Here is a 21,661-nt window from a genome sequence, read left to right as displayed (position 1 = left end):
AAGCTGGTGCCGCGGGGCGGGGTGCGCAGGCGTCCTGTGCCTGGTTCCTCCCGCGCCGAACTGCCCCGTGCAGGGCACGGCAGGATGCCGTCGCAGCGAGCCAGAGAGGGGTGCCGGAAGCCTCCTGGGCCATGGTCCAGGGAAGTGGTCAGGCTTCGGACGGGGCCGCCGCGTAGCGTTCGAAGGCGTCCCTGAGGGTGCGCATCGCCTGGCCGATGGTGGGCGTCCGCCGTGCGGCCAGTCCAACCGGAACCGTCGGCAGCTCGGCATCGGTGCGGATAAGGTGGAGCGCGCCGGAATTCAGGTCGTCTTTCACCGTCGATCCGAAGGCGGCGGTAATGCCCAGGCCGGCTTTGACATAGTTGATGACCGCCGGGATGTTGACCGACTCGATCACCGGCTCGGGGGGAATGGCGCCGGCCTGAAGGCAGGTGCGTTGCACGGTCAGGCGCAGGGTGAAGGTCTGCGGCGGCATGATCCAGTCCGCGGTCGCCAGCTCGGGCCAGGAAACCCGCTTTCCTGCCCAGCGGTGGCCCGGGCCGCAGATGATGACCACGCGCTCCGAATGAATCTGGTCCAGCAGGAATTCCGCCCGTCCCAGCACCTGAAGCGCTTCCGGCGTCATCACCGTGAGGATGGCGTCGAGATCGCCGTTCAGGAGCTGATCGGCCAGCGGGATGATCCGGCCTTCGACGAGGTGGACGCGGAGCCGCGCATCCGCGGCCCTCAATCGCTCGATGACGCTCGGCATGATGCGCCACGCGACGAAGGGGGCCGTGCCGAGGCGAAGGAGCGCCCGTTCCGAGCCCAGCGTCTCCGGCTTGATGTCCCGCAGCGCGTCGAGCCCATGCAGCAGCAGGCGCGCCTGCCGGGCGACCTCGCTCCCCAGCGGCGTCGGCGCGACACCGCGGGAACTGCGGATGAAAAGCTCGTGGCCGATGAGCGTCTCGACCTCCCGCAGGCTCTTGCTCAGAGCCGGTGCGGTCACGTTCATCAGGCCCGCTGTCGTGCGTACGCTGCCCGTGTCCGCCAGCAGGCGCACCATCTCCAGTTGCCGGAAACGCAATTGCTGGAAAGCGTTACGCCCAGGATCCGATTGCATGTTAGCCGTAGGTTTACACGAGGGAACGAAAAGAAAATAGACGCTTTTAAATCAATTCCCTAGCCTCTCCTTCAGTGTCCATGCCGTCGCAAAGAACGGCAGGCTGTTTACCGGGAGGAAGCGATGAAAGGTCTAGGCCGCCTGCAAACGGCTATCGTGTCGGCAGTCCTCATGCTGGGAATCGGCCACGCCTCGGCGGGCGATGCCTATCCGACGCGTCCCATCACCATGATCGTGCCTTTTGCCGCCGGCGGGAACAACGACGTGTCCGGGCGCGTGCTCGCGACGAAGCTGGGCGAGATCCTCGGCCAGCCGGTGGTGGTGGAAAACCGCACCGGTGCGGGCGGCGCCATAGGCGCGGGGGCGGTGGCCACCGCCGCACCCGACGGCTACACGCTCGGCTTCCTCAGCAGCGGTCCGCTCGCGGCGAATGTGAGCATCTCGAAGCTCTCCTACGATCCCAGGAAGGACTTCACGGCCATTGCCCGCTTCACGGTCAGCCCGAGCGTGCTGGTGGTCGCTCCCTCTTTCCCGGCCCAGACGCTCGAGGCCTTCATCGCCTATGGCAAGCAGAAGCCCGGGGAGCTGAACTACGGAACGGCCGGGCAGGGCTCCTCTCCCCATCTCGCGGGAGCGCTGTTCGAATCCATGTCGGGCGTCGCCATGATGCCGATCGCCTATAAGGGCGGCGCGCCCGCGCTCACCGACGTCATGAGCGGGCAGATCGAGACGGCGTTCAATCCGATCCTCGAGGTCATGCCGCAGGTCAATGCCGGCAAGCTGAAGGCTCTCGCGGTCACCACCACGACGCGCTCCTCGCTCCTGCCCGATGTCCCGGCCATCAGCGAGCAGTTGCCCGGCTTCGAGGTGCTGACGTGGAACGGCCTGGTCGGGCCCGCCGGCCTGTCGCCGGCCATCGTCGAGAAGCTGAATTCCGCCGTGCGGGAAGCCATCAAGGATCCTTCCGTGCTGGCCCGCTTGAAGGAGCTCGGGCTGGAAGTCGCCATATCCTCGCCGACCGAGTTCCAGGCCTATATCGACGAGCAGATCGAGCACTTCGCCAAACTGGCGCGCATCGCGAAGGTCGAGATCAACTGACCCTGTCAAGACAATCCGGCGCGGCAGATCGGCGGGCTTCATCGCACCGCATCGCCGCCTCTTGCCCTCATGGAGACGAGAATGTCCAGGATCTTCCAGCCTTCCGAGATTGCCGGCATCCTGCCGCCGCTTCTGACGCCGCTTTCCGACGACGAGACGATCGACGTCTCCTCGCTGCGCGAACTCTCGCGCTTCATGCTGCGGCAGGGCGTTCAGGGCCTGGTCGTCGGCGGCAGCTCGGGGGAGGGGTTCAATCTCTCGGTCGATGAGTTGCGCACGATGACCGGCGTGGTCGGCGAGGAACTGGGCGAGAGCGGGCCGCTTATCGCGGGCGTCATCGCCAACAGCACGCGCGACGCCATCGAGCGGGCGCGTGCGATCGCCGATCTCGGCGTGTCCGCGCTGCAGCTGACGCCGGTTCACTACATCTACAAGACCGACGAAGAGGCGATGATCCGCCATTTCCGGGAGGTCTACGATGCCGTGGGCATTCCGATCATCGTCTACAACGTCATCCCCTGGAACTATCTGACGCCGCGTCTCCTGCTGCGCATGATGCGCGAGGAGCCCGGCGTGATCGGCGTCAAGCAGAGCGCGGGAGATCTCAAGCTCCTTGCCGACCTGCTGCTCGATGCAGGCCCCAGGGATCGCATCTTCGCGGCGATCGATGCGCTTCTGTATCCCTCGATGGCGCTCGGCGCCCATGGCGTGATTTCCATGCTCGCGGCGGCGGCCCCGCGTCAGTGCCTCGAGCTGTGGGAGGCCGTGCAACGCGGCGACCATGCGACGGCGCTCGCCCTGCACCGGAAGATGCTGCGCCTGTGGAATGCGATCTTCGCCGATAACCGCATCGCCACCTCGAAATTTGCCCTCTCGCTTCAGGGCGCCCCTCTGGGAATTAGCCGGCGGCCGACCCCCGCAGTTACGCCGCAACAGCAGGCGGCTATTCGCTCGGCCGTCGCAGATCTGACGGCTCCCGTCGCGGATGTCGCTTAAGGCACGCGCGGAGTCCGTTGCCTGAGGAAGTTGCGGCTGCTGCGCCGTCCGGCGCGGCAGCGCCCGCATTGTCGGAGATGCAGGGCGGCGCCGGGGCGGTTTCGCGCCGGGGGCGGGGATTGGCAGCGCGTCCTCCGAAGCCCCGTCGGCACGAACCCCAACTTCGAAATCTTCCGCACGAGCTGGCCGGGGAGCGCCTCAATGCGCCTCGTGCGAAGCGGCGACATTCGCGCTACTCTCGTTGCGAGCTGGTTCGCCGAGGAAAATGCGCTGCACTCCATGTGGGGCATTTGTTGAGCGAAATCCATTCATCGATGCAGTCATGATTCAGCATGATATGAAAATTCATAAAATATAATTTCTGTATATCATGACGAGCGATATGAAGAATCCGTATATCCAGAAATGGTCAGGGCGCACTTATCATCGCGATTGGCTGCTGGCGCAGGCGAATGGCCTGTTCGATTTCTTCCAGCACAATTCGATCAATTCCAAGGGCGGCTTCTACGATCTTGACGACATCGGCCGGCCCCTGAATGCCGTCGGCCAGATCCGCCCGATCCATATCGCCGCGCGCGCCGTGCATTGCTTCGCCATCGGCGTCCTGCTGGGCCGGCCCGGTGCGTCCGCCGTGGTCGATCACGGCATGCAGTACATTTGGAACCATCATCGCGACAGCGGGAATGGCGGCTATTTCTGGTCGCTCGACGACAACGGTCCCGTCGACACGAGCAAGCAGGGCTATGGTCATGCCTTCGTTCTGCTTGCGGCCTCCGCCGCGAAGACCATAGGCCACCCGCTCGCCGACCCCATGCTTGCCGACATCTCGGAGGTGCTAGCCACCAGGTTCTGGGAGAGCAGGCACAACGCCATCGCCGAGGAATTCACTGCCGACTGGCAGCCGCTCGGCCGCGACGATTACCGTGGTCAGAATTCCAATATGCATTTGACGGAGGCGCTGATGGCCGCCTTCGAAGCGACCGGCGATCGCAGCTATCTCGCCAAGGCCGAGAGCATTTCTGGCCTCATCATCCACCGCATCGCCGGTAGCGTCGGCTGGCGCGTGGCCGAGCATTTCAGTGCCGACTGGGATCTCGACCCGCACTATTATCATCCCAACGAGATGTTCCGCCCCGCCGGCACCACCCCCGGCCATTGGCTGGAATGGTCGCGCCTCCTCCTGCAGCTTTGGGTTCTCGGTGGCCGCAAACACGACTGGATGCCGATTGCGGCCAAGAATCTCTTCGCGCAATCCATCGCACTCGGCTGGGACAATGAGAGGGGAGGGTTCTTCTACACGCTCGACTGGAACGACAGGCCCGACAAGCGCCACAAGCTGTGGTGGCCAGTCTGCGAAGGCGCGGGCGCCGCGCATTTCCTGAACGAGCATCTCCCCAGCGACTTCCACGAGGAATATTACCGCAAGATCTGGGACCTGATCGAGCGCGTCTTCATCGATCACAAGAACGGCGGCTGGCATGAGGAACTGACGGAAGACCTCGTGCCCTCGCACATGCTGTTCCCCGGCAAGGGCGACATCTATCACGCCCTGCAGGCCTGCCTCATTCCCCTGTTCCCGGCAACCGGCAGTCTGACGAAGGTGATCGCCGAGGCCAACGGCAGGATCTGATACGGCGGCAGGGGACACGCGAGGCGCCGGGCTCGGGAGTGGATCGGCACCGGGGCCCCGAAGGATTCAGACCCCTCCGGTTGCCAGCAGCGAAACGACATCCGCCGTCGCCGCCATCACCATGAGCCGCCTGTTCAGATCCCGCACAGGACCGCAGCGGCTGTGCCGGGCGAGGCCGTCGGCGTGCTCAGCACAGCCTCGATATGAGCGCGATGGCGGCGTTGAAGGGCGAGCCGCCGGCCACCGCGCGGGCCGGCATCTCCGTGCCCTCCGGCGGGCCGACGAACCGGTCTATGAGCGCCTCCCCGCAGACCAGTATCATGCCGTGGCACCCTCCGGCCGGATGACGCCCTTGCGCAGGACGATGTTGCCATAGAGCCGTCGCTCGCCCGAGGCGACGATGGCATAGGCGGCACGGATGCGGTCGTAGAACGGCTCGCCGGAGATCGGCACCAGCCGGAAACCGGGTTCGCGGCGATCGATGATCTGCTGGAACTCGACGAACACCTCCTCCAGCCGCCCGCACTCACCATGAGCACAGGGGCGGAAGGCGGCGTGCTCGACCGAGGCGTCGAGCGGCATCAGCGACAGCACCGCGTCGAGGATCGCCGGGGCGGCATGTCCGTCCATGCGCACGAGGCGCCGGGCATGGGCCTCGGCCGGGTAGTTGGCATCGACGATGGCGATCTCGTCGCCATGCCCCATGGCCCGCAATGTCCTGAGCAGGTCGGGGCCGATGAGCGGATCGATGCCCTTGAGCATGGCCTATTCCTTGAAGAGAACGTCGAAATCGCGCGCGAAGGTGGCGAGCAGCGGCAGCGCGGCGCCACCGATGGCGCGGGCGTCGCGCCCGACCGATCCCTCCACCACCAGGGCATCGGTGAGGCCCTGGTGGTCGATAGCGGCGAGCCGCCGGCGTGTCCGCTCGACCAGACGGCTCCGTACATCGACGGGAAAGGCGCCGTCGATCACGACCGCCTCGAAATCGATCACCGCCAGCATGGCGGCGATGGCCTGCGCGAGGCCGTCGGCCGCCTCGTCGATCCAGTCTTCCAGCGGCTCGGCAAATTTCGACCAGTCGTCCGGCGACACCCAGATATCCGTTCCCGGCAGGCCACGGGCGATCAGCCGCCGCTCCAGCCGGTAGATGGAGGCGGTGCGGATGAGCTGTTGCAGGCTGGCGGTGCCGTCCGCCTCGCGCCGCAGGATCGGCATGGAGCCGAGCGCGCCAGCATTGCCCGAGCGGCCCGGGAACAGGCTGCCATTCAGCACGACGCCGCCGCCGATGAAGGTGCCGATATAGAGATAGGCGAAGTCGTGGAACGCCGCTCCGCGGCCGAAGGTCAGTTCGGCGGCGCAGGCGGAGGTGGCGTCGTTGCACATGCGCACCGGCCAGTCCGGGAACAGCTGTCCTAGCTCCCGCGTGACGTCGAAGGTCCGCCAGCCGGCGAGCGCGCCGGGCGGCGTCTCGAGGTCGGCTTCCCAGTTCCACAGCTCGAAGGGCATGGCGACGCCGATGCCGGTGACGCGGGCGTGCTGCTCCTTGGTGAGCACGGCGGTCAGCCGGGGAATCTCGCGAGCCGCGAAGTCCATCAGCGCCTGCGGCAGCGGATAGGCGTAGGTGAGGCGGGCGCGGGCGCGAATGCCGGCGGTGAAGTCCATCAACACCAGATCGGAGGAGCGCCGGCCGATCATCAGCCCGAGGCCGAAGGCGCCGTCCGGGTTCAGCGAGAACGGCACCGAAGGCTGGCCGATACGCCCGCGCTGGCGCTCGCCGGCCGTCAGCAGGCCATCCGCATGCAGCCGGTTCATGATCACGGTGGTGGTTTGGGTGGAGAGCCCGGTCAGGCGGGCGATGTCGACCTTGCCGAGCGCCCGGTGTCGACGGATCAGCGAGAGGATGACCCGCTCATTGTAGAGGCGCACGCCGGTGGGGTTGGTGCCGCGGCCGGCAGGGGAAAGAGGCACGGACTCGCCCGGAATCGGAAAGGACGCCGTCTCGTCCATGCTCCTTGCGTTCCTCATCGTCTTGTTCTCACGCCGCCGCTTCATCGGGCAGGTCTATCGTCGGAAGGATGAGGCAGGCAAGTTGAGCCTGTCAATTATTAAATCTGAGTGATTTATTTATTGACAGGGGTGGGAGGCTGCGGCTTCATGAAAACGCCAAAGAGCACGTCGCGGGACAAACCTGCGCCATTTCACATCGTCCCAAGGGAGGGAAGAATGCGCCGCTCGTTCCGGCATCACCTTGTTTTCTCGGCCGTTTCCGCCATCGCGCTCGCCAGTGTCACGCTTGCGGGAGCCGGGCTCGCCGCCGCCGCCGACAAGCCGATCGTCGGCATCATCACCAAGACCAACACCAACCCCTTCTTCGTGAAGATGAAGGAGGGCGCGCAGGCCAAGGCCGACGAGCTCGGCATGGAGTTGCGTTCCTTCGCCGGCAAGGTCGACGGCGACAACGACTCGCAGGTCGCGGCGGTGGAGAACCTCATCGCCGCGGGTGCCAAGGGCATCCTGATCACGCCCAGCGACTCGCGCGCCATCGTGCCTTCCATCGAGAAGGCCCGCGCCGCCGGCATCCTGGTCATCGCCCTGGATACGCAGCTCGATCCGCCGAACGCCGCCGACGCCACCTTCGCCACCGACAATTTCCTCGCCGGCGAGCTGATTGGCCAATGGGCGGCCAAGACGCTGGGCGAGAAGGCCGGCGCCGCCAAGATCGCGCTGCTCGACCTCAGCGTGAACCAGGTCTCGGTCGACGTCTCCCGCGACCAGGGTTTCATGAAGGGCTTCGGCATCGATCTCGCCAATCCGGCGGTGATCGGCGACGAGAAGGACAAGCGCATCGTCGGCCACGACACCACCCTCGGCAACGAGGAGGGCGGCCGCAAGGCGATGGAGAACCTGCTCCAGAAGGACCCCGGAATTTCGGTGGTCTACACGATCAACGAGCCGGCGGCGGCCGGCGCCTATGAGGCGCTGAAGTCGGTCGGCCGCGACAAGGACGTGCTGATCGTCTCGGTCGACGGCGGCTGCCCTGGCGTACGCAACGTCGCCGATGGCGTCATCGGCGCCACCTCCATGCAGTTCCCGCTGCTGATGGCATCCAAGGGCATCGAGGCGGTGAAGGCCTTCGCCGACACCGGCGCCAAGCCGCAGGCCACCCCCGGCCTCGACTTCGTGAACACCGGCGTCGAGCTCGTCACCGACAAGCCGGTGAGCGGCGTCAAGTCGATCCCGTCCTCGGAAGCGCTGAAGAAGTGCTGGGGCTGATCGCTCTCCGCGCCGTCTCCCGGGCGGCGCGGCGGGTCTGACATCGTACCGCTCCCTGCGGTGCGGATCGTCCTTGTGAAACAACCGAGAGGCTCCCGCGGGGTGCCTCTCCCGGCCCCGTGCATCGCCAGCGCGAAGCCGGTCTGCGGGAGGGTATGGCGATGACCGATGTGAGCAGTTCCGGCGCGAACCCTTCGGGTCCTCCGGCGATGCAGGCTTTCGAGCAGGTGCTCGAAAAGCGCGACAGCCGCGTTGCTGAGTTCGACGTCACGCCCAAATCGCCGATCCAGCGCGTGCAGCATTTCCTGCACGCCAACCCGACCGCGGTGCCGGCCATCGTGCTGGCGCTGGGCATCCTCGGCTTCAGCCTGATCGTCGGCAGCCGCTTCCTGTCGTCCTTCAACTTGTCGCTGATCATCCAGCAGGTGACGATCATCGGCATCATCGGCATCGCCCAGACGCTGATCGTCATCACCGCCGGCATCGACCTGTCGGTCGGCGCCATCATGGTGCTGTGCTCGGTGGTGATGGGCAAGCTGGCGGTGACGCTCGGCCTGCCGGCGCCGCTGGCCTTCATGGTCGGCATCGTGGTCGGCGGCGGCTGCGGCGCCGTCAACGGCGTGCTGGTGACGCGGCTGAGGCTGCCGCCCTTCATCGTCACCCTCGGCACCTGGTCGATCTTCTTCGCGCTCAACCTCTGGTACTCGGCTTCCGAGACCATCCGCTCGCAGGACGTCGCCAAGGCCGCGCCGTTCCTGCAATTCCTCGGCACGCCGGTGGACGTGCTGGGCGCCCGCTTCACCTATGGCTCCGTCTTCATGCTGGGGCTGATCGCGCTGGTCTGGTACGTGCTGAACCGCACCGCCTTCGGCCGGCATCTCTATGCGGTGGGCGACGACCCGGTCGCCGCCGAGCTTTCGGGCATCCGCACCCGCAAGGTGCTGTTCACCGTCTATGTCGCGGCGGGCGTCATCTGCGCGCTCGGCGCCTGGGCGCTGATCGGTCGCATCGGCTCGGTGTCACCGCAGGCCGGCCAGACCGCCAATCTCGACAGCATCACCGCGGTGGTGATCGGCGGCGCCAGCCTGTTCGGCGGACGCGGCTCGATCATCGGCACGTTGATCGGCGCGCTCATCGTCGGCGTGTTCCGCAACGGCCTCGCCCTCTCCGGCGTCGACGTGCTGTGGCAGGAATTCACCGTCGGCATCCTGATCATCGTCGCGGTCGCCCTCGACCAGTGGATCCGCAAGGTGTCGGCATGATTACGGAGCTGAAGACCATGTCCAAGTCCGCCTCCGCCGCCCCCGTCCTCTCCGCCCGCGGCCTGGTGAAGCGCTATGGCCGGGTGACTGCCATGGACCGCGCCGATTTCGACCTCTATCCCGGCGAGATCCTGGCGGTGATCGGCGACAACGGTGCCGGCAAGTCCTCGCTGATCAAGGCGCTGTCCGGTGCCCTGATTCCCGACGAGGGCGAGATCCGGCTGGATGGCGAGGTGGCGAAGTTCGCCTCGCCGATGGATGCCCAGCGGGCCGGCATCGAGACGGTGCACCAGTCGCTGGCACTGTCGCCGAGCCTGTCGATCGCCGACAACATGTTTCTCGGCCGCGAGATGCGCCGGCCGGGCGTGCTCGGCTCGGTGTTCCGCATGCTCGACCGGCCGGCGATGCAGAAGATCGCCCGCGACAAGCTCAGCGAGCTCGGCCTGATGACGGTGCAGAGCATCAACCAGCCGGTGGAGACGCTCTCGGGCGGCCAGCGGCAGGGCGTGGCGGTGGCGCGTGCCGCCGCCTTCGGCTCGCGCGTCGTCATCATGGACGAGCCGACCGCCGCGCTCGGCGTCAAGGAATCGCGCCGGGTGCTGGAGTTGATCCTCGACGTGCGCTCGCGCGGCCTGCCGATCGTGCTGATCAGCCACAACATGCCGCATGTGTTCGAGATCGCCGACCGGATCCATATCCACCGGCTCGGTCGCCGGCTCTGCGTCATCAACCCGAAGGACTACACCATGTCCGATGCGGTGGCCTTCATGACCGGCGCCAAGGCTCCAGCGGAGGAACTGGCAGCCTAGGAACACCGGGCGCTTTCGCGCCGCGCCACCGTTCCAACCGATCGGAAAGAGGTCCGGGGGCCGGAAACCTCCCCGTCCCCCGAGATCGCGGGCCGTCTCCCGCCGGACCCGCGTGGTGCCGCCGACCCGCTTGCGCCGAAGCGGGTCGGCGGATTTTTTATCCGGCCTTCCTCGTCCAATCGGAGTGCATGGCTCCGGCACGGATTTCGCGTTTCTGTGATGCTGCGTTGCTGTGTTTGCCGATACTTGCTGCCGTGCGGCATAAGCCATCGGGAGAGCTTTGGTGCAGATTACTCTGCGGCAGGAGGCGACATTCTCCCTCGCCATCGTCAGCCGTGTGCTACCACGACAGCGTGCGCCGGCCGATCAGCGCGCCGGCCACGGTCATGAAGCCGATGGCCAGTCCGTACCAGGTCAATACGAAGAGCGGGGAATCGTCGGTGCAATGCAGCGCGTAAAGTGCCGCGCCGAGGCCTCCTGCGAGCGCGCCGCCGGCTGCACCTGCCCACGCGGGATGTTCCGGTGCCCCGCGCTTCAAGGCAAATAGCGCCGCTGCAAGTACCGGCGCGCCCATCAGCGTCACCAGAGAGAGGCAGTAAACCGCGTTGTGGCCGATAAGGCCGGGCATCCAGCCCTGCGCCGGCGTCACCAGCAATTCCGCCGCAACCCCAACCGCCAGCACGCCACCGGGCACCGCCAGCGTCCAGACCAAGGACCGCGCATTCGCGCCTGGACGAACGAGGCGCAGCGCCATCCAGACCGACACGGCCGCGAGCGAAAGCGACACGACGAATTTCATCAGCACCCGTGGCTCCATGAGCAGCCCGGGCATGCCCGAGCGAGGCGCCAGGATCATCGCGAACAGGGCCACCGCGCCAGCCAGCCCGACGGCCAGCGCGAGGGCAAGCCCGCTCTCCAGGCTCCGCTGGGGTCGCGTATCGGCGGCGAGGCCACGTATGAGATCGTCGGTCTTCACGTCACATCGTCCTCACTCATCCGCCTTCAGCCGAGCCGAGAGGCTGGCAAAGGCACGGTGCAGCGCCACGCGGACAGCGCCGGGGGTCATGTTCATGCGTTCGGCCGTCTCGCCGACCGAGGCTCCCTCGACCGCGATCGAACGTATCACCGAGCGCTGCTTGTCCGGCAACAACGCCAGATGCCGTTCCACGTCGTCCGCCTCGGTGCTGGGGCGCTCCTCGGGCGCCGCCAGCAATTCCGCGAAATCCTCCACCAGCACTTCAACCCTCCGTCCGCGACGTCGCAGATGGTCGATCAACTTGTTGCGCGCGATGGTCCGCAGCCAGGGGCCGAGCGGGTCGCTCGGTCGCCATGTATGCCGCTTCAGATGGACCGCCAGCAAGGTTTCCTGCACCACGTCCTCGCTCTCGGCCGTCGGCGCGCCCATCTGCCTGAGGCGCCGCTCCACCACGGAACGGATCGCGGGGGCGATCTCGCGCAGCAGCCGTTCATAAGACGGCCGGTCACCGGCCAGCGCGGCCTGCATGAGTTGCATCCAGCGCCGTTCGCGATCGTCCATCGATACATTCCCGAAGGTAAGTTCGTCGGCTACCGGCCGATCATTACATCCCGTCCGGCACGGTCGGAGGATTTTTCCGCGCGGCATATTTCGTCGCCCGTCGCTGTAACGCAATGGCACCGGCCGCCGAAAGAGGAGGTAGCGCCGGGCGAACGGATGCCCTGCGCTTAAGCCAACCTCACAGAGGACATCCCCATGACCGCCAAGACCACCTTCGTCGCTGCCACCCTTGCCGGGTCGATCGCCGCCGCGCTCGGAATGGTGGCCAGCGCCGCTGCCGCCCCGGCCGCGCCGCAGCCGAACATGGACAAGTGCTACGGCGTCTCGCTCGCCGGACAGAACGATTGCGCCGCCGGTGCCGGCACCACCTGCGCCGGCACCTCCAAGGTGAACTATGACGCCAAAGCCTGGAAATACGTCGCCAAGGGTACCTGCGAGACCATCAAAACCCCCAAGGGCATGGGTCATCTGAAGGCGATGTGACGTCGGAGCTTGCGAACCGGAGGGCGCTTGCCGGCGCCCTCCGCATCCCCAGGCAGGAGGTTCTCATGACCACGCGTCTTCCCGCCGGCGCCGGCGTCGGTTTCAAGCCCGAGCATTTCGATGCCATCCTCGCCGACCCCGCCGCGCCGATCGCCTTCCTCGAAGTCCATGCCGAAAACTATATGGGTGCTGGCGGCAGGCCGCATGCCCAACTCTCCGCCTTGTGCGAGCGGTTCGCCCTCTCGCTGCATGGTGTCGGCCTCTCCATCGGGGGCGAAGCGCCGCTCGACAGGGCACATCTCGCGCGGCTGAGAGCGCTGATCGAGCGCTACCGGCCCGAGAGCTTTTCCGAACATCTCGCCTGGTCTTCCCATGGCGGGACATTCTTCAGCGACCTGCTGCCGCTGCCCTATACGCCGGAGACGCTACGCCGCGTCGGCGATCACGTCGCGGAGGTTCAGGACACGCTCGGCTGTCGCATGCTGCTGGAGAACCCGTCGACCTATGTACGCTTTGAGGAGAGCACCATTGGCGAGGTGGATTTTCTCGGTGCGCTGGTCGCTCGCACTGGTTGCGGGCTCTTGCTCGACATCAACAATGTGTTCGTCTCGGCCGTGAACCACGGCACCGATGCGCGGGCCTATCTCGCCGATTTTCCGTTCGAGGCGGTGGGCGAAATCCACCTCGGCGGCCATGACGAGGACATGGACGACAGCGGGGCACCGTTGCTCATCGATGCCCATGGCAGCCCGGTGGCCGATCCGGTCTGGGCCCTGTTCGCGGAGGTGATCGCCCGTACCGGTCCGCTGCCCAGCCTGATCGAGTGGGACAATGACGTGCCGGCCTGGCCGGTGCTGCGTGCCGAGGCGGCGCGGGTCGGTGCGGTGCTGACACGCCATGCAAGCAGCGCGGTAGCCTGAGCCATGACTTCGCTCGCCTCCTTTGCCGGCGCGCTCACGGCACCGGACCGGCGGCCGCCGCCAGAGTTCGCCGGGCATGCCGAACGCCGCTTCGCTGTCTATCGCAACAATGTCGCGGTTGCGCTGATCCGCGCGTTGGAGACGCGATTTCCGGTGCTCATCTCGCTGGTTGGCGAGGAGTTCTTCCGCGCCATGGCGCGGGAATTCATGCTGGCCCATCCACCGACTTCGCTCTTGCTGACGAGTTTCGGTGATGAGCTCCCGGACTTTCTCGCCAGCTTCACGCCGGCCGAGGATTGGCCTTATCTCACCGATATTGCGAGGATCGAGATTGCGCGCACCCGCGCCTATCACGCGCCGGATCTGGTCCGGCTCGGTGCCGATGCATTCTCGGCACTGATGTCGCAGGGGATCGAGGCGTTGCGGGTCAGGCTACACCCGGCTGTCGCGGTGATCCATTCGCCTCATCCGGTGTGGACGATCCTCGCCATGACCAGTGGCAGCCAGCCTGCCGCGGCCATCGACGATTGGCAGCCGCAGGCCGTGCTGATCGATCGTCCCGAACTCGATCCCCTGATACGTCCGCTCACCCTGGGAACCGCGCTGTTCATTGAAGCGCTCGGCGCCGGCGAGCCGCTGGGCCGTGCCGCGAGCACGGCGGCGTCGAGGGCAACGGATTTCGATCTTTCGGCCGCGCTCGCCATTCTCATCGGCGGTGGGCTGGCGACCAGCATCCATGTTTTCGATGGAGATCTGCCATGACTGCGATCAACACCACTGCACGGACGTCGAGCAACATGGCATCCCCAATATTGCATCTACGGGATCGTCTCGATGCGGTCCCGATTTCGCTGGTACTGTTTTGCGCGCGCATCTTTCCCGCCGCCGTATTCTGGCAATCCGGCCAGACCAAGGTCGAAGGCTGGCAGGTCACCGACAGCGCAATTGCGCTGTTCCAGGAGGAGTATCGGCTGCCGCTCATCGATCCGTGGCTTGCCGCGCATCTTGCCGCTTTTGCGGAGCATTTCTTCCCGGCGCTGCTGGTGATTGGGCTCGCCACACGGTTCTCGGCCCTTGCCCTCCTCGGGATGACGATGGTGATCGAGATCTTCGTCTATCCTGACGCCTGGCCGACGCATGGCGTCTGGGCAACGTGCTTTCTGCTGCTTGTCCTGCGCGGGCCGGGAAGCTTTTCGCTGGATGCGATCATCGTCCGGCGCTTCCCATTCTGACGATCCTGCGCCGATTTTTCCGGTGGAATGGTCGGCTTTCGATGAAGCCGACCACGTCGGCGACGCGAACCCGGTTCAGGCGGCCTCGTCGTACCCGATGGCCCGAATTCTCTCCCAGACCCGCCGAGGCCGGGGAATGTCGAGCTTGAAAACGGTTTCGAACGTGTCGGCGAGATGATCGGCGCTGGTGATGCGTTGCTCGCTGACGCCGCTCGCCGTCACGTGGCGCAGGCAATCGTTCTGCAGGGCAACATAGCCGTCCGCGGTATGCCGGAAGACGGCGAGCGCATTGGTGAATGGCGAGCCGGGATCCCGCATCAGCCAATCCTGCGTGGCCGCCATGCCAGCCTCGTCGCTGTAGTCCGGCCGAAAATCGACGCTTTTCGCAATCCCGCGATGATGATTGTTGAAGCGGAGCCATCCGCCTTCCACCGGCACGATCGAAAAATCGAACCCGCGTTGGCTGATCGATCCGACGGCCAGTGGCACCGGCTCGATGATGGCATCCGCCACGCCCACCTCGGCAAGGTAGGGACGATCGAGATCGACGCGCAGCGTCAGGTGGTTGCCGACGGCGAGATCGCCAAGCTTCTCCCGGTCGACCCCGCCGCACAGACGTGTCACCCGGAAGCCGAGGGCTGCGAGCGCGGCGCCGAACAGGCCGTTCATCTCGTAGCACCAGCCGCCGCGGCGCCCCTCCACCATCTTGGCGAAGGCGGATGCCGGCGCAATTGAGGACGGCCATCCCATGAAGGCATCCAGCGCCTCCCAGGTGAAATTCATGAGATGAGCGCGATGAAGTTTCGACAGGCTGCATATGTCGAGGGAACCCGGCCGCTCTTCGCCGATCCTTGCGAGATAGGCTTCGATCTGCTCGGCGGTGAGGACCATGTCTTTGTCGTTCGGGGGGACGTGCGTCATCATTCGGCCTCCTGCGTGGACCGTTGTTGAATTCTCGGTGCTGTGTCTCAATGCGACTTGCTGCCGGCTCCGGCGACCTTGCAGTCGCCAGCGTGTCGGAGCGGGGGCATCACCAATAGTTGGCGTTACTTGCTCGTGACGCCGCCCGGCCGGCGCGACGCCTCTATAGCGCACCCGGAATGCCGGCGTTCCTAAATGAATGTGCAAGGCGTGCGAGATATCCTAAAACTTTGCTAAGCAGGTGTGGGCCGGGCGAAGGGGATGGCGGTGCGGCTCGACGACAAGCTTCTCGAATTCTTCAAGCGGCCGCTGATGTGCATCATCGCCGCAGCCAGTGCTGCCGGACGTCCATCCGTGGGGCGTGGCGTCGGCTTCGACGTGCTGGACGACAAGGAGACGCTCGACGTCGTCTTCTCCGCCTGGCAATGGCCGCGGCTGGAAGCCGACATCCGGCAGACGGGGCGGATCGCCGCCACTTTCGTCAGCCCTTCGGACTATGTCAGCTTCCAGCTCAAGGGGAACGCCACCTTGCAGGACACGGCGGCGCGTGACCTTGATCATGCGGAGCGCTTCATCATGGCGGCGACGGAAGAACTGGCCTCCCTGGGCGTGCCCCGAAGCATCATCGCGCCATGGCTGACCGCCCGTGAAGCGCGGGTTGCCCGGATCGCCGTCCGAGAGATCTACGTCCAGACACCCGGCCCGCTTGCCGGCATGCTGGCCGGCGCGAGATCGCAATGAGCCTTCGCCTTTTCGACCTTTCCGCCTGTTTCGAAGGCGTCATTCCTTCCATCATCGCCACCGCATCGGCTGATGGGACGCCCAATATCTCCTATCTCTCGCATGTGGTGCGGGTCGATGACGACCATGTTGCGCTGTCCAATCAGTTCTTCGCCAAGACGGCGGCGAACATCCGTGCCAATACCCAGGTCACGCTGATTCTCGTCGATGGCTTCACCGGCGACCAGTTCCTGCTCGACATCGAATTCGTACGCTCGGTCGATATAGGCCCGCTATTCGACAAGATCGCGCTTCAGCTCAAGGCCAGCAGCGCCCAGGTCGGTATGTCGGAGGTCATGCGGCTGAGAAGCGCCGACATCTTCCGGGTGCACCGGATCGAGAAAGTGCCCTCTCCGGTACCGACCACGCCGGCGCCCAGCCGCGAGCCCATCAGCCTGCCGGCGCTTGCCGAGGCGATACGGGCGATCGAGGGGCAGGTGGAGGCGGACGAGATCATCGATAACCTGCTTTGCGGTGTCCGGCATGTGCTCGGATATCGCCATGCCCTCGTGCTGATCCGCGACGGCGATCGCGGATGCTGGGTCACGACCGGCAGCATTGGCTACGAGCATTCGGGGTTGGGGTCGGAGATCGCCAGTGGCGACGGGCTGATCGGCGCGGCAGCCGCGAGCCGGCAGACGATCAAGGTCAACGACATGAGCCGACTGCGCCGCTTCGGGGAGGCGATCGGCACCGAAGCGGAAATGTCGGAGGATGCCACGCGCGTCGTCGCCTTCCCACGCCTGCCTTTGGCGATGAGCCAGATCGCCGTTCCCATGGCGGCACGCGGCGCGGTGACCGGCGTCCTTTTCATTGAAAGCGTGGAGCGGTTGGCCTTCCGCGAGGAGGACGAGGCGGCCCTCGAAATCCTGGCGGGACAGGCCGCCAGCGCCTTGCGAGTCGGCGAACAGGCTGCGGTGGCTCAGGCCGCGCAGGTTTTACCTGCTCTGCGGCCCGCTTCCGACGGCCGGGAGATCCGCGTCGTACATCACCGCGTCGACGACAGCGTGTTCGTCGATGGCACGTATATCGTAAAGGGCGTCGCCGGCGCGCTGCTTTGCCTGATGCTGCAATGGCACCTGAAGGATGGGCGCGACGCGTTCACCAATCGAGAAATGCGGTTGGCCCTGGGCGGTCGAACACCTGAGATCAAGGACAATCTCGAAACCCGCTTACTGCTGCTACGCCGCCGGCTCGAAGAAAAGCAGGCCCCGATCCAGATCGTTCGGATCGGGAGGGGCCGCGTCCGCCTGCAGGCGGGAGGGCGGCTTACGATCGACGCGGCACGAGAATAGCCGGGCGGGTCGATTCCGCTCTGCAGGTTGCGAAGGTCGAACCGGGTACCGACAATTTCCGGCCCAGAATTGATGTATGCTGGCGTATCAGCTGAACTACAGCAGGACAGGAGCAGTCCAGAATCATGAATATGGGTGGTGGGAATGCCGGGAAGGTCGACGAGATCGCCTTGCTCCGGCGCCGGGCGGTACTTGTCAGCCGCCGGTCGTTTCTGGTCGGCTCGGCCGTCGGTCTCGGCGCGTTCGGGTTGACCGGTTGCGCGACACCCGACGGCATGAGCCTCGCCGAGGCGGCCAAAGTCTACGGGCCGGTGCCCGAGGAGAAGTTCCCGATACCCGCCGTCGATGTCAGCAAGGTCGACCGGAAGTATTTTCGCCGGACCATTCGCTACGATACCGAGGAAGCGCCTGGTACGATCATCGTCGATCCCAGCAATTACTATGTATACCGTGTCGAGGAGGATGGCTTCGCCACCCGCTATGGCGCGAATGTCGGCCGCGAGGGGTTCCTGTGGCACGGTGACGCCTATGTCGGGCGCAAAGGCGAATGGGCGACCTGGACCCCGCCCAAGGAGATGATCCAGCGCCAGCCCGAGGCGGCGAAATACGCCCGGGGCATGCCGGGCGGGCTTGATAACCCGCTTGGTGCGCGCACGCTTTATCTCTACCAGAACGGCGCCTACACGCTCTACACCATCTACGCCACGAGCGATCCCGAGACGATCGGCTCGGGGATCACCAGCGGCTGTGTCGGTCTGCTCAGCCAGGACATGATCGACCTCTACGACCGCACGCCGGTCAAGACCAAGGTGGTCGTCCTGCCGGCATAGCGGCGGCGGGCCGCCAGGTGAGACCAGACCGATACCGGCGGGCACGATGAATTCGTGCCGCCTTCTTCAAATGGAATGATCTTGCCGAACGGCGGCCTTATCGGGGCCGTCGGATGATGCGTCGTTTGCAAAGAAAAAATAGTTTCAAATCATCCGACCGCGAACCAATGAACCTGCTTCTCTGAGAGAAGGTAGGACGTCACGGCATCGATGGCGTTGACAATAGATTTGCGGCCACGTCCAATAGATTGGACTCCTTGCCGCGTTGGAGATGGGTAATATGTAGCGGTTTTTGGAAGGGGGAGTCTCCATAAAGCTACCAGCAAGCTGCGGGGAGGCATGCCTGAGGTTCTGCATATCACCGGTGCTCACATCAAGCTGAGCGCGAACCTTGTCCTGCGGTTCGGCGCGCCTCTCAGCGCCATCTGGATGGGCAGCTACTTCCTCAATATCCTGCTGCTGCGCGGTGCCGTCGAGATCGGTCTCCTCAGCCGCTTTGCAGGCCTGATTGCGCTCGCGCCCATCATATTGCTGCAGCTTCTTGTCTTCGCCGCGATGTTCATTGTCCTGCGTGACGGGTTGCCCTTGCTGCGCAGAAGGCGTCAGCCGGCCGAGGCGAAAACCGCGGAGACCGACATCCGCGATACCGGTTTCTTCGCCGGGGCCCTGCTGGCCGTCCTCATCCCCTTCTACGGCTATTATGCGGGCTGGGGCTTCCTGTCGAACACGTTGCGCGACTATTCGAGACTGTTCCTCGATACCCAGCTGAGCCGGATCGATTTTCTGAACCCGGCCAATTCCGGTCCCTCCGCCCTGGAGATGGAGAGCTCGCTATGGGTCGTTGTCGCGGTCTTCGTCATATGGGTGCTGCGCCGGGGCGCGAAGGAACTGCACAAGCGAACCGGCCATCGCCTTTGGCCGCTGTTCATCGTTGCCTGCGAGGCGACATGGGCTCTGCTCGGTCTCCATTTGATCGCCGGCTGGCAAGCCCAGCTCGTGGAGTGGCTCGCGCAATTGCCGTCACCACGGGAGCTCTTGCGGTGGTTGGTCCCGGCGGCCAACGCCGAAGTGACGAGCCCGGCGGTGCAACCGGTCGACTGGCCGGCCGAGTTTCAGCTCTTACAATGGCTGACGTCGCTGTTCTGGTATTCCGCCTTGCCCCTGATCTGGTTCAATCTCGGCGCCATCATCTATGGCCACGACCTGAACATGATGACGCGCACGACCGAGCGGGTAACGGGCCGCATGTTGAGCCGCTGGACCCGCCTGCCGAGGCCCGTCACCGACTTCATCAGCTATTTCTGGGGTGGAACGGTCAAGCGGTGGCACGCGGTCGTCAATGGAGTGATGCTGGCGGCATCGGCCGGCGTTGCGCTTACGGTCTCCGTCATCGTGCTCTGGCGTCTTGCCGATTGGCTGGGCCGATGGGCCTGGATCGGCGCGGCGCAGCTTGTCGGCCCGCAGGATCACCTTGTGTGGCGGCTCGCGGAACGACCGCTGAGCATCCTGTTCGGCTTTCCGGGCCAGCCGCAAGACGGCCTCCTCGTCGTTGTCGTCCAGTTCTGCATTCTTGCGGCCGGCCTGGAACTGGCCGGACGTGCCCAGCAGCACGCAAACGTATCCGTCGCTCAAGGCTGATCGGCGCTTCCCGTGCCCGCGCCTATTTGAAGGTGCGCACCGTCGGCTTGATGTCGAATGCGAGCGCGGACGGGCGTGTGCCATAGCCCGAGACGTGCAAGGTGAGATCATCGAGGGCGGAGCTCGGCAGGCGATAAAGCTGGTCGAACGTTGCCGGGGCGTCCCCAGAGACGCTCCTTGTGTTGCAGGTGCCGTTGTCCTTGCCATCCGGCGCCAGGATCTTGGCTGCGCCCCGGGTCGAGTGGCTATGGAGCGGTAGCCAGACGGCACCATCCGCGCCTCGCAGGCTGATCCGGCAATCGACCCACGATGCCGCGGCTTCGGGTGGGCCCTGAAGATCGAGACGCACGAGAAGCAGCGCACGATCCGGCTTGCTTTCGACGACGGCAGCGCGTGCGTCCCGCACCTCGACGCGGATGCCCGCCAGCTCTCCTTCGGCCGTGCTGACCCGGGCGACGCGCCATTCCCGTTGATGGGCGAGGTCCTTGAGGTCGGGCCATGCCGTCAGGCCGAGCGTGGCGGTGAAGAATACAAGCGTGGTCCCGAGCCAGAATATCTGTCTCATGGCTCGACTCTCAGCAGAGCCTGCTTTTCCGGTGCCGTGGCCGGTGGGACGAAATACACGGCGCTGTCCATGACCGCGTTGCCGCGTGCCATCAGCACCAGCCGGCCGCCCACGATCTCGTCCTCGGGCAGTTCGAACATGGCGAGTGCCTTGTCCGTCAGGCCCGGCTGGAACACTACCGAGGAGAGGGTACGCGGAGCGTTTTCCAGGCGGGCGGATTGACTGTACTGGCGACCGGTCGCACCGAGCCAGATCGCCTCCATCTGCCGCGACTCCTCTCGCGCGGAAATCGCGAGCTCGACGACCAGAAAGGTCGCGGATGTACGGCGAACGACGTCCTTGCCGTACTGCGTATAGGAGATCGCCTCGGCCGACCGGAGGCCGCCCAGTTCGGCCGTGAACAGCCGACCCTGCCCGAAATTGCTGTCGTCGGCGCGAACGCTGAAGGGCTGGAAACTGCGGTCATAGCCCGGCAGCGTATTCATCATCGTTCCCAGCATTCCACCGCCGAGCACGACAGCAACGAGACTGGCGAGATGGTTCATGTCGCTGGCTCCGGCCGTGCGCTCAGGGTGCCCGTCGGATAGGACAGCAACCAGCTCGCCTTCGCGTACAGATTGTCCTTGAGCTTGAATTGCTGGGCGCTGAATTCGATGGTCACATCCTGTTCGGACCAGCCCTGCGGAATGTCCCAGACGATCGACACGGCTTCGCGCAGGCGCGGCTCAAGCTGTCTCAGGGGCTCCATGTCCCGGACGAGATAGACGCGGGGCGCGGGGAAGCTGATGCCGCCCGAGGAGAGCTTGGGCGGCTTTTCCGGTGATCCGAATATCGCCACCTGGCTCGTGCCGGACATGTTCTCAAGCTGGCCCGTGAGGACGAGGGTCCGGCCCTTCCGGGAGATGGCCGTTGCCGAGGGCGGGGTGTTCTCGACGGCCAGTTTCTGCGGCGTGAAGACCGCGCGCCCCACTTTGACGGGCTCGCCAAAGGCGATACGCGACGGTGCATCCGGGACGCGCGCGTCTTCCACCTTCATCCACCAGGCAACCACGATGGCGGCTACTATGCCTATCGCGGTGAACATGCGGACCCAGATCTGACGGGCTGTCGATCTCAGCGAATGTCGAACCATCGAAATACGGAAGCAGATGCGGGGCTCATCTTCAACCGTTTTCAGCCAAATCGTGGAGATGGACGTCCCCGTGTCTCTGCTGCCGCAGCTGAAATCGGGAGGAGCGGGCCACTAGACAGGAAACTGTCAGGCGATACCTTTTCAGGTCCGGCGCTGGC

The 21,661-nt window shown here is 65.3% G+C and carries 24 protein-coding genes; 14 read left to right on the top strand and 10 right to left on the bottom strand.

Going from position 1 to position 21,661, the window contains the following annotated elements:
- Window positions 1–148: 148 nt before the first annotated feature.
- Window positions 149–1,102, bottom strand: a complete 954-nt coding sequence (locus KHC19_RS13015) for a LysR family transcriptional regulator (RefSeq protein ID WP_281418566.1) — start codon at window positions 1,100–1,102, stop codon at window positions 149–151.
- Between the two features lie 156 nt (window positions 1,103–1,258).
- Here KHC19_RS13015 and KHC19_RS13010 point away from each other — a divergent pair, with 156 nt between their 5' ends.
- The 3 genes from KHC19_RS13010 (at window position 1,259) to KHC19_RS13000 (ending at window position 4,826) form a co-directional block, all read left to right on the top strand.
- Window positions 1,259–2,200: a Bug family tripartite tricarboxylate transporter substrate binding protein gene (locus tag KHC19_RS13010; RefSeq protein WP_213352780.1), complete on the top strand. Its 942-nt coding sequence runs from the start codon at window positions 1,259–1,261 to the stop codon at window positions 2,198–2,200.
- Between the two features lie 81 nt (window positions 2,201–2,281).
- Window positions 2,282–3,196: a dihydrodipicolinate synthase family protein gene (locus tag KHC19_RS13005; RefSeq protein WP_213352779.1), complete on the top strand. Its 915-nt coding sequence runs from the start codon at window positions 2,282–2,284 to the stop codon at window positions 3,194–3,196.
- 382 nt (window positions 3,197–3,578) lie between these two features.
- On the top strand, window positions 3,579–4,826 hold the full coding sequence (locus KHC19_RS13000) for an AGE family epimerase/isomerase (RefSeq protein WP_246548810.1): 1,248 nt from the start codon (window positions 3,579–3,581) through the stop codon (window positions 4,824–4,826).
- A gap of 187 nt (window positions 4,827–5,013) precedes the next feature.
- Here KHC19_RS13000 and KHC19_RS26220 read toward each other — a convergent pair whose 3' ends face one another.
- The 3 genes from KHC19_RS26220 to KHC19_RS12990 are packed head-to-tail and all read right to left on the bottom strand — an operon-like array spanning window position 5,014 to window position 6,833.
- Window positions 5,014–5,148: a hypothetical protein gene (locus tag KHC19_RS26220; RefSeq protein WP_281418565.1), complete on the bottom strand. Its 135-nt coding sequence runs from the start codon at window positions 5,146–5,148 to the stop codon at window positions 5,014–5,016.
- Window positions 5,145–5,588 (bottom strand): RbsD/FucU family protein, encoded by a 444-nt coding sequence (locus tag KHC19_RS12995; RefSeq protein WP_213352777.1) that lies wholly within the window; start codon window positions 5,586–5,588, stop codon window positions 5,145–5,147. Before KHC19_RS12995 ends, KHC19_RS26220 begins: the two co-directional genes overlap by 4 nt.
- A 3-nt stretch (window positions 5,589–5,591) precedes the next feature.
- Window positions 5,592–6,833, bottom strand: a complete 1,242-nt coding sequence (locus KHC19_RS12990; protein ID WP_213352776.1) for an ROK family transcriptional regulator — start codon at window positions 6,831–6,833, stop codon at window positions 5,592–5,594.
- A 216-nt stretch (window positions 6,834–7,049) separates the two neighbouring features.
- Between KHC19_RS12990 and KHC19_RS12985 the strand changes: the two genes are divergently transcribed.
- From KHC19_RS12985 to KHC19_RS12975, 3 genes are all read left to right on the top strand, one after another.
- Entirely contained in the window at window positions 7,050–8,099 is a 1,050-nt protein-coding gene (locus KHC19_RS12985; protein ID WP_213352775.1) for a sugar ABC transporter substrate-binding protein, read from the top strand.
- Window positions 8,100–8,260: 161 nt separating this feature from the next.
- Complete coding sequence (locus KHC19_RS12980; RefSeq protein WP_246548808.1) at window positions 8,261–9,361, top strand: ABC transporter permease; 1,101 nt, start codon at window positions 8,261–8,263, stop codon at window positions 9,359–9,361.
- Between the two features lie 17 nt (window positions 9,362–9,378).
- Window positions 9,379–10,170 (top strand): ATP-binding cassette domain-containing protein, encoded by a 792-nt coding sequence (locus KHC19_RS12975; protein WP_246548805.1) that lies wholly within the window; start codon window positions 9,379–9,381, stop codon window positions 10,168–10,170.
- Between the two features lie 340 nt (window positions 10,171–10,510).
- On the opposite strand, the gene KHC19_RS12970 is transcribed toward KHC19_RS12975, so the two are convergent.
- Both KHC19_RS12970 and KHC19_RS12965 read right to left on the bottom strand, forming a co-directional pair.
- Window positions 10,511–11,146, bottom strand: coding sequence for an NrsF family protein (locus KHC19_RS12970; protein WP_213352773.1), 636 nt, complete (start codon window positions 11,144–11,146; stop codon window positions 10,511–10,513).
- 12 nt (window positions 11,147–11,158) lie between these two features.
- Window positions 11,159–11,707 carry a sigma-70 family RNA polymerase sigma factor gene (locus tag KHC19_RS12965; RefSeq protein WP_213352772.1) on the bottom strand — a complete coding sequence of 183 codons (549 nt, stop codon included), beginning with the start codon at window positions 11,705–11,707 and terminating at the stop codon, window positions 11,159–11,161.
- Window positions 11,708–11,902: 195 nt separating this feature from the next.
- Here KHC19_RS12965 and KHC19_RS12960 point away from each other — a divergent pair, with 195 nt between their 5' ends.
- From KHC19_RS12960 to KHC19_RS12945, 4 genes are all read left to right on the top strand, one after another.
- Window positions 11,903–12,190, top strand: a complete 288-nt coding sequence (locus KHC19_RS12960) for a BufA1 family periplasmic bufferin-type metallophore (protein ID WP_213352771.1) — start codon at window positions 11,903–11,905, stop codon at window positions 12,188–12,190.
- 65 nt (window positions 12,191–12,255) lie between these two features.
- Window positions 12,256–13,110 (top strand): MNIO family bufferin maturase, encoded by an 855-nt coding sequence (bufB, locus tag KHC19_RS12955; RefSeq protein ID WP_213352770.1) that lies wholly within the window; start codon window positions 12,256–12,258, stop codon window positions 13,108–13,110.
- A gap of 3 nt (window positions 13,111–13,113) precedes the next feature.
- Window positions 13,114–13,872, top strand: a complete 759-nt coding sequence (locus KHC19_RS12950) for an HvfC/BufC N-terminal domain-containing protein (RefSeq protein ID WP_213352769.1) — start codon at window positions 13,114–13,116, stop codon at window positions 13,870–13,872.
- A 35-nt stretch (window positions 13,873–13,907) separates the two neighbouring features.
- Window positions 13,908–14,342: a DoxX family protein gene (locus tag KHC19_RS12945; protein WP_378297103.1), complete on the top strand. Its 435-nt coding sequence runs from the start codon at window positions 13,908–13,910 to the stop codon at window positions 14,340–14,342.
- A gap of 75 nt (window positions 14,343–14,417) precedes the next feature.
- On the opposite strand, the gene KHC19_RS12940 is transcribed toward KHC19_RS12945, so the two are convergent.
- Entirely contained in the window at window positions 14,418–15,263 is an 846-nt protein-coding gene (locus tag KHC19_RS12940; protein ID WP_213352803.1) for an arylamine N-acetyltransferase family protein, read from the bottom strand.
- Window positions 15,264–15,524: 261 nt separating this feature from the next.
- On the opposite strand from KHC19_RS12940, the gene KHC19_RS12935 reads away from it, so the two are divergent.
- From KHC19_RS12935 to KHC19_RS12920, 4 genes are all read left to right on the top strand, one after another.
- Window positions 15,525–16,004 (top strand): pyridoxamine 5'-phosphate oxidase family protein, encoded by a 480-nt coding sequence (locus KHC19_RS12935; protein WP_246548804.1) that lies wholly within the window; start codon window positions 15,525–15,527, stop codon window positions 16,002–16,004.
- Complete coding sequence (locus KHC19_RS12930; RefSeq protein WP_213352767.1) at window positions 16,001–17,338, top strand: GAF domain-containing protein; 1,338 nt, start codon at window positions 16,001–16,003, stop codon at window positions 17,336–17,338. Before KHC19_RS12935 ends, KHC19_RS12930 begins: the two co-directional genes overlap by 4 nt.
- Window positions 17,339–17,463: 125 nt before the next feature.
- Window positions 17,464–18,168, top strand: coding sequence for a L,D-transpeptidase (locus KHC19_RS12925; protein ID WP_213352766.1), 705 nt, complete (start codon window positions 17,464–17,466; stop codon window positions 18,166–18,168).
- Window positions 18,169–18,507: 339 nt separating this feature from the next.
- The gene (locus tag KHC19_RS12920) at window positions 18,508–19,806 is read left to right on the top strand and encodes a hypothetical protein (protein ID WP_213352765.1); all 1,299 of its coding nucleotides are present in this window, start codon (window positions 18,508–18,510) and stop codon (window positions 19,804–19,806) included.
- 22 nt (window positions 19,807–19,828) lie between these two features.
- Here the strand turns inward: KHC19_RS12920 and KHC19_RS12915 are convergent, their stop codons facing one another.
- Genes KHC19_RS12915 through KHC19_RS12905 form a run of 3 tightly spaced genes read right to left on the bottom strand, consistent with a single transcriptional unit; the run spans window position 19,829 to window position 21,455 of the window.
- Entirely contained in the window at window positions 19,829–20,371 is a 543-nt protein-coding gene (locus KHC19_RS12915; protein WP_213352764.1) for a hypothetical protein, read from the bottom strand.
- The gene (locus KHC19_RS12910; RefSeq protein ID WP_213352763.1) at window positions 20,368–20,916 is read right to left on the bottom strand and encodes a hypothetical protein; all 549 of its coding nucleotides are present in this window, start codon (window positions 20,914–20,916) and stop codon (window positions 20,368–20,370) included. Before KHC19_RS12910 ends, KHC19_RS12915 begins: the two co-directional genes overlap by 4 nt.
- Complete coding sequence (locus KHC19_RS12905) at window positions 20,913–21,455, bottom strand: hypothetical protein (protein WP_213352762.1); 543 nt, start codon at window positions 21,453–21,455, stop codon at window positions 20,913–20,915. Before KHC19_RS12905 ends, KHC19_RS12910 begins: the two co-directional genes overlap by 4 nt.
- Window positions 21,456–21,661: the final 206 nt, after the last annotated feature.

This window comes from Ancylobacter oerskovii (assembly GCF_018390555.1).
In the GTDB taxonomy this organism is placed as follows: Bacteria; Pseudomonadota; Alphaproteobacteria; order Rhizobiales; family Xanthobacteraceae; genus Ancylobacter; species Ancylobacter oerskovii.
This window is presented reverse-complemented; position numbering and strand designations above follow the sequence as displayed.

Bases quoted from the DNA above. Each gene is read 5' to 3' on its own strand.
- KHC19_RS13015 (WP_281418566.1), bottom strand. From the start codon at position 1,102: ATGCAATCGGATCCTGGGCGTAACGCTTTCCAGCAATTGCGTTTCCGG.
- KHC19_RS13005 (WP_213352779.1), top strand. From the start codon at position 2,282: ATGTCCAGGATCTTCCAGCCTTCCGAGATTGCCGGCATCCTGCCGCCG.
- KHC19_RS13000 (WP_246548810.1), top strand. From the start codon at position 3,579: ATGAAGAATCCGTATATCCAGAAATGGTCAGGGCGCACTTATCATCGC.
- KHC19_RS26220 (WP_281418565.1), bottom strand. From the start codon at position 5,148: ATGATACTGGTCTGCGGGGAGGCGCTCATAGACCGGTTCGTCGGCCCG.
- KHC19_RS12995 (WP_213352777.1), bottom strand. From the start codon at position 5,588: ATGCTCAAGGGCATCGATCCGCTCATCGGCCCCGACCTGCTCAGGACA.
- KHC19_RS12990 (WP_213352776.1), bottom strand. From the start codon at position 6,833: ATGGACGAGACGGCGTCCTTTCCGATTCCGGGCGAGTCCGTGCCTCTT.
- KHC19_RS12985 (WP_213352775.1), top strand. From the start codon at position 7,050: ATGCGCCGCTCGTTCCGGCATCACCTTGTTTTCTCGGCCGTTTCCGCC.
- KHC19_RS12980 (WP_246548808.1), top strand. From the start codon at position 8,261: ATGACCGATGTGAGCAGTTCCGGCGCGAACCCTTCGGGTCCTCCGGCG.
- KHC19_RS12975 (WP_246548805.1), top strand. From the start codon at position 9,379: ATGTCCAAGTCCGCCTCCGCCGCCCCCGTCCTCTCCGCCCGCGGCCTG.
- KHC19_RS12965 (WP_213352772.1), bottom strand. From the start codon at position 11,707: ATGGACGATCGCGAACGGCGCTGGATGCAACTCATGCAGGCCGCGCTG.
- KHC19_RS12960 (WP_213352771.1), top strand. From the start codon at position 11,903: ATGACCGCCAAGACCACCTTCGTCGCTGCCACCCTTGCCGGGTCGATC.
- bufB (WP_213352770.1), top strand. From the start codon at position 12,256: ATGACCACGCGTCTTCCCGCCGGCGCCGGCGTCGGTTTCAAGCCCGAG.
- KHC19_RS12950 (WP_213352769.1), top strand. From the start codon at position 13,114: ATGACTTCGCTCGCCTCCTTTGCCGGCGCGCTCACGGCACCGGACCGG.
- KHC19_RS12945 (WP_378297103.1), top strand. From the start codon at position 13,908: ATGGCATCCCCAATATTGCATCTACGGGATCGTCTCGATGCGGTCCCG.
- KHC19_RS12940 (WP_213352803.1), bottom strand. From the start codon at position 15,263: ATGACGCACGTCCCCCCGAACGACAAAGACATGGTCCTCACCGCCGAG.
- KHC19_RS12935 (WP_246548804.1), top strand. From the start codon at position 15,525: ATGGCGGTGCGGCTCGACGACAAGCTTCTCGAATTCTTCAAGCGGCCG.
- KHC19_RS12930 (WP_213352767.1), top strand. From the start codon at position 16,001: ATGAGCCTTCGCCTTTTCGACCTTTCCGCCTGTTTCGAAGGCGTCATT.
- KHC19_RS12925 (WP_213352766.1), top strand. From the start codon at position 17,464: ATGAATATGGGTGGTGGGAATGCCGGGAAGGTCGACGAGATCGCCTTG.
- KHC19_RS12920 (WP_213352765.1), top strand. From the start codon at position 18,508: ATGCCTGAGGTTCTGCATATCACCGGTGCTCACATCAAGCTGAGCGCG.
- KHC19_RS12915 (WP_213352764.1), bottom strand. From the start codon at position 20,371: ATGAGACAGATATTCTGGCTCGGGACCACGCTTGTATTCTTCACCGCC.
- KHC19_RS12910 (WP_213352763.1), bottom strand. From the start codon at position 20,916: ATGAACCATCTCGCCAGTCTCGTTGCTGTCGTGCTCGGCGGTGGAATG.
- KHC19_RS12905 (WP_213352762.1), bottom strand. From the start codon at position 21,455: ATGTTCACCGCGATAGGCATAGTAGCCGCCATCGTGGTTGCCTGGTGG.